The 5,600-nt window shown below is 71.9% G+C and carries 4 protein-coding genes and 1 pseudogene; 4 read left to right on the forward strand and 1 reads right to left on the reverse strand.

The window, feature by feature from the left end; translation table 11 throughout:
• Positions 1-70 precede the first annotated feature (70 nt).
• A complete protein-coding gene (locus tag AB8Z75_RS30530) occupies positions 71-1,525 on the forward strand; it encodes a glycosyltransferase family 87 protein (protein ID WP_369207664.1) in 1,455 nt (484 codons plus the stop codon).
• 66 nt (positions 1,526-1,591) lie between these two features.
• Positions 1,592-2,959 carry an MFS transporter gene (locus AB8Z75_RS30535; protein ID WP_369207658.1) on the forward strand — a complete coding sequence of 456 codons (1,368 nt, stop codon included), beginning with the start codon at positions 1,592-1,594 and terminating at the stop codon, positions 2,957-2,959.
• A gap of 170 nt (positions 2,960-3,129) precedes the next feature.
• Here AB8Z75_RS30535 and AB8Z75_RS30540 read toward each other — a convergent pair.
• Positions 3,130-3,345 (reverse strand): annotated as a pseudogene (locus AB8Z75_RS30540) (GntR family transcriptional regulator); the annotation flags it as partial.
• 173 nt (positions 3,346-3,518) lie between these two features.
• Here AB8Z75_RS30540 and AB8Z75_RS30545 point away from each other — a divergent pair.
• Complete coding sequence (locus AB8Z75_RS30545) at positions 3,519-4,637, forward strand: FAD-dependent monooxygenase (RefSeq protein WP_369207660.1); 1,119 nt, start codon at positions 3,519-3,521, stop codon at positions 4,635-4,637.
• A 232-nt stretch (positions 4,638-4,869) separates the two neighbouring features.
• Complete coding sequence (locus AB8Z75_RS30550) at positions 4,870-5,286, forward strand: hypothetical protein (protein ID WP_369207662.1); 417 nt, start codon at positions 4,870-4,872, stop codon at positions 5,284-5,286.
• The last annotated feature ends 314 nt before the right edge of the window (positions 5,287-5,600 follow it).

Consider the following 5,600-nt stretch of genomic DNA (forward strand, 5'->3'; position numbering starts at 1 on the left):
GAAACCACCCCCACAGCACGCCGCCCGCCCCGCCACGGAGGCGGCCGTACGCCCCACGGACCAGGACGAGGTGGTGACGGCGGCGAGCGAAGTGGCCGGGGGGCGCGCAGGGCGGCGCGCCCTCCACGGCACGGGCTGGTGGACGCCGCTGCGCACGGTGGTCGTCGTCGCGCTGGCGATGTTCGCGCTCGGGATGGTCCAGAAGGCGCCCTGCTTCGGCGGGGCCTGGTTCTCCGGGCAGTCCGCGCAGTACGTGCACGCCTGCTACTCCGACATCCCGCACCTGTACAACGGCCGCGGTTTCGCCGAGGGGCTCGTCCCCTACCTGGACCGCATCCCCGAGCGGATCTCCGGCGGCATGGAGTACCTGGAGTATCCCGTGCTCACCGGTGCCTTCATGCAGCTCGCGAGCGTGCTGACCCCCAGTGGGGAATCGCTGGTGCAGGACGAGAAGGTGTACTGGCTGATCAACGCGGGGATGCTCGCGGTCTGCGCAGCCGCGCTGGTCGTCTGCGTGGTGCGCACCCACCGCAACCGCCCCTGGGACGGCATGCTCGTGGCCCTCGCTCCGGGGCTCGCGCTGACCGCCACGGTCAACTGGGACCTGCTGGCCGTCGCCATGACGGCCGCGGGAATGCTGCTGTGGGCCCGCTCGCGCCCGCTGGCCGCCGGTGTGCTGATCGGCCTGGCGACGGCGGCCAAGCTCTATCCCGCGCTGTTGCTGGGCCCCTTGCTGGTGCTGTGCTGGCGGGCGGGTCGCTGGGGGGCTTTCGGGCGGGTGACGGCGGGTGCGGTCGGCTCGTGGCTGGCGATGAACGTGCCGGTGATGGTGATGTCCCCGGCGGGCTGGGCGAAGTTCTACACCTTCAGTCAGGAGCGCCCCGTGGACTTCGGTTCGCTGTGGCTGATCCTTCAGCAGCGAACCGGACGGGAGTTCGAAGAGGCCAACCTCTACGCCATCGTCCTGATGGTGCTGGGCTGCGCCGCGATCGCCGCGCTGGCCCTGTGCGCCCCCAGGCGGCCCCGGTTCGCGCAGCTCTCCTTCCTGGTGATCGCCCTCTTCGTCCTCACCAACAAGGTCTACTCGCCGCAGTACGTGCTGTGGCTGATCCCGCTGGCGGCCCTCGCCCGCCCCAGGTGGCGTGACTTCCTCATCTGGCAGGGCTGCGAGGTCGTCTACTTCCTGGGCATCTGGATGTACCTCGCCTACACCTCCAGCGGCGACCAGCGCCAGGGCCTCCCCGAGGACGGCTACCAACTCGTCGTTCTCGCCCACCTGTTGGGCACGCTCTACCTGTGCGTGATGATCGTCCGCGATGCGCTCCGGCCCGAAAACGACCCCGTACGCAGGGACGACGGTTCCGACGACCCCGGTGGCGGCGTTCTGGACCGCGCCCCCGACGCCTTCACCCTGGGCCCTCTCGCTCCCGCCCCCTCGCGTCGGCACGCCGCCTTCTCCGCCCCTTCCAACGCCTCCGCCCCACCACGGCGCACCGTGCGGTGGGGGGCGGCACTGCGGGAGTGACGGCAACGGACCGTCGTTTCACGTGAAACCACCGCACTCCGGCGTTGCTGTGTGAGGCTGGTCCCCATGTCCGTCGCCCGCGACCTGCGCACTCTGCTCCGCTTCCCCGGCTTCCGGAGGCTGTTGACGGTACGACTGCTCTCCCAGCTCGCCGACGGGGTCTACCAGATCGCGCTGGCGGCGTACGTGGTCTTCTCCCCCGAGAAGGAGACCTCGCCCGCGGCGATCGCCTCCGCCATGGCGGTGCTGCTGTTGCCGTACTCGCTCCTGGGCCCCTTCGCCGGCGTCCTGCTGGACCGCTGGCGGCGCCGCCAGGTGCTCTTCTTCGGCAACATGCTGCGCACCGCCCTCGCGGCCGTCACGGCGGCATTCGTCCTGGGAGCCGTACCGGACTGGCTGGTCTTCCTCTCCGCGCTCACCGTCACCGCCGTGAACCGCTTCGTGCTGGCCGGACTGTCCGCCGCGCTGCCCCGTGTCGTGGACGGCGAACGCCTCGTCATCGCCAACTCCCTCTCCCCGACCGCCGGCACGCTCGCCGCCACGCTGGGCGGCGGGGTCGCCTTCGCGGTGCGCTACCTCGCCCCCGGCACCGGACGAGAAGCCGACAGCCTCGTGCTGCTGACCGCGGCAGCCCTCTACCTGCTGGGGGCCCTGGCCTCGCTGCGGATGGCCAGGGACCTGCTCGGCCCGGACCCGACCGCCGTGCAGCCCCGCGTCCTGGCCGCCGTCGCCAGCACGGCCCGCGGCCTGCTGGCCGGGCTCCGCCATCTCGCCGCACGGCGCACGGCGGCCTACGCCCTCACCGCCGCCACGCTGATGCGGTTCTGCTACGGCGCGCTGACGGTGACGGTGCTGATGCTGTGCCGGTACGCGTGGAACGACGGCGGCTCCGCGGACGGCGGACTGGGCCTGCTGGGGCTCGCACTCGGCCTGTCCGGGCTCGGCTTCTTCGCCGCTGCCGTGATCACGCCCGCGGCCGTGGGGCGGTGGGGGGTCTTCGGCTGGATGGCGCTGTGCGCGGGCGCCGCCGCGGTGCTGGAGCCGGCGCTGGGGCTGCCGTTCGTACCCGGGCCGATACTGGCCGCCGCCTTCGTGCTGGGCCTCGTCACGCAGGCCGCGAAGATCGCCACCGACACCGCCGTCCAGACCTCGGTGGACGATGCCTTCCGCGGCCGGGTCTTCTCCCTCTACGACATGCTCTACAACGTCGCCTACGTGGGCGCTGCCGCGGTCGCCGCGGTGCTGCTGCCGCCCGACGGGCGCTCCGCCGTCGTCGTCCTCGGGGTGGCCGTGCTGTACGCGGCCCTCGCGCTCGCCGTCTTCCAGGTTTCACGTGAAACACCGGCACCGGCACCCGACCGACCGGAACTGGGCGAGGGCGAGGACCAGGAGCAGAGGCGTCAGGAACAAGGACGCCAGGAGCAAGGGCTCTAGGAGCGGAGGCTCTAGGAGCCGAGGCGTCAGGAGCACGGGCGTCAGGAGCACGGGCGTCAGGAGCAGGGGCTCCAAGAACCCGGACACCAGGGGAAGGGGTGCCCGGGAAGGGGCGCCCGGGAAGGGAACGCCCGGGCGAGGGGCGGGGSCCCSGGGTGGTGCCGAGGGGGCGCGACGACGGTGCCGACCCGGGGCCTCGCCTGCACGAGGCCTTCCTGGCGTAGCACGGTCAGTGCCTTGGTCGCGGTGGCCAGTGCGACGTTCCACTCCTGGGCGAGCCGCCGGGTGGAGGGCACCCGTTGCCCGGGGGCGAGTTCGCCGTCGGTGATGCGCCGCCGCAGCTCCGCGACGATCCGGGCGTACGGCGGTGGTGTGGTGTTCGCCACAGGGGCCTCCTTTCGTTGCCTGTCCTAGTACAGCTGCCACCGGCGCGAGGGAGGTGTGCGAGCTGAACTGTCCTAGCTCAGCAGGTGCTCACGCCGATATACAGGCCTGCGCGTACGCCGTACATTCAGCGGTGTGCCCCCGAGGGCGTGTACACCGTACGAAGGAGTCTCCCATGAGGACCGTCCTCATTTCCGGCGCGAGCGTCGCCGGCCTCACCCTCGCCTACTGGCTGCGCGAGCGCGGCTTCGAGCCGACCGTCGTCGAGCGCGCCCCGGCGGTCCGTCCGGGAGGACAGGCCATCGACGTGCGCGGTGTCGCACTCGACGTACTCGCCCGGACGGGCCTCCTCGACGAGGCGCGCGCGGCGCGCACGCGGATGCGCGGCATGTCGATGCACGACGGCGACGGCAACGAGCTGTGGCGTTCGACGGAGATGACCTACAGCGGCGGGCGCCTGGACAGCGGCGACATCGAACTGCTCCGCGAGGACCTGACCGCCATGCTCCACCGGAGCGTCGAAGGGCGAGCCGCGTTCCTCTTCGGCACCTCGCTCACCGCGCTCGACCAGACCCCGGACGGTGTGGAGGCCGTCTTCGCCGACGGGAGCCGCCGCACCTTCGACCACGTCGTCGGCGCGGACGGCCTGCACTCCGGCGTCCGCCGCCTCGCCTTCGGCCCCGAGTCCGACCACCTCCACCACCTCGGCGCCCACGTGGCCGTCTTCTCCACCGCCAACTTCGCCGGCCTGGACAACTGGCAGGTCTGGTCGCAGGGGGAGAACGCGAGCTCCTGCCTCTACCCCGTACGGGACAACACCGAACTGCGCGCCACCCTCGGCTTCATGTCGGGCCCGCTCGACTACGACCACCGCGACACCGAGCAGCAGAAAACACTCCTCGCCGCACACCTGTCCGCCCTCGGCGGCGACACCCCGAAGCTGCTGGAGGCCATGAGGACCGCGCCCGACTTCTACTTCGCCGCCATGGCGCAGGTCCGTATGGACCACTGGACGCGCGGACGCGTCGCGCTGGTCGGAGACGCCGGATACTGCCCCTCCCCGCTCTCGGGCCAGGGCACCAGCCTCGCCCTGGCCGGCGCGTATGTCCTGGCCGACGAGCTGGGCAAAGCCGCCGACGACTCCGCCGCCGCCTTCGTTCGCTACGAGCGCCGCATGCGCCCCTTCGTCACCCTCAACCAGGCGCTGGCGACCGAGAATCCCGGCCAGGGCCCGTCGGAGGAGTCGCTGGAGCGGGCGAAGAACGCCCTGGAGCTGGACGCCGAGGCGGAGTGAGAGGCCAGGCCGTCCGTGCCCGGGGCCCGCCGCTGCGTGCCCAACTCCCGTTCGGCTCCCCGCTCCAGGGGTGCGTGTACCCGCTCCAGGGACACATGTCCCCGCTCCAGGGACACATGTCCCCGCTCCAGGGATACATGGGCGTTCATGGGGGCATGTCTGGTGCGCAGGCGATCGCACCGCTTGCGGGCGTATGTGCGTCTGCGTCCTTCAAGAGAACGGGAAGTGCAACGTGACCTCAACCTTCCGTCTCCGTACCGCCGTTGCGGCTGCCGTCGCCGTCGGGCTGGTCGGCGCGGCTGCCGTCAGCGCGACCGCCGTACCCGCGACCACCGCCGCGAGCCCGTCCTCGCCGGCCGCCGGGTCCGGCGAGGCGGCGAAGACCAACACCGTGAAAGCCGACCGCCACGACGTGAAGCAGTGGGAGCAGTTCCGGCTGCACGGGAAGGTGACCGGGATCAAGGCGGGCACGGCCGTCCACCTCCAGCAGAAGCAGCACGGCACGTGGAAGACGCTGCCGGGGACGTCGGTCGTCAACCGTTCACTGGACTACTCGATGCGCGTCAAGCTGGGCATCAAGGGGCTGAACCACGTCCGTACGGTCGTGGCGGGACAGCCCTCCAACGCCGTGGCGGTGACCGTGCACTGAGGCCTTCCGGGCCGCCAGAACAGGCGGGTCGGCTGGTCGGCCGGCCTTCCGACCCGCCTGTTCGTCCCGCCGCCGGCCTCCGCCCCGCGGCGGGGTAGTGCTAGGTACACCCCGGATACGGGCCCCAGCTGTCTGGGACGGGACCGGCCGCGCGGCGAGAGTGGAGGTATGACAACGACGACGCACGCGCAGGCGATGTCCCCGGCGTCCGCGGTCCCCGCCGACCGGGCCGGTCGCGTTGGCGATGTGGTCGGCCTCCACCCGGGCCAGGTACCGCGCCATGGCCAGCGTGCCGGCCAGCACGGGAATCCCGA

This window comes from Streptomyces sp. PU-14G, from assembly GCF_041028275.1.
In the GTDB taxonomy this organism is placed as follows: domain Bacteria; phylum Actinomycetota; class Actinomycetes; order Streptomycetales; family Streptomycetaceae; genus Streptomyces.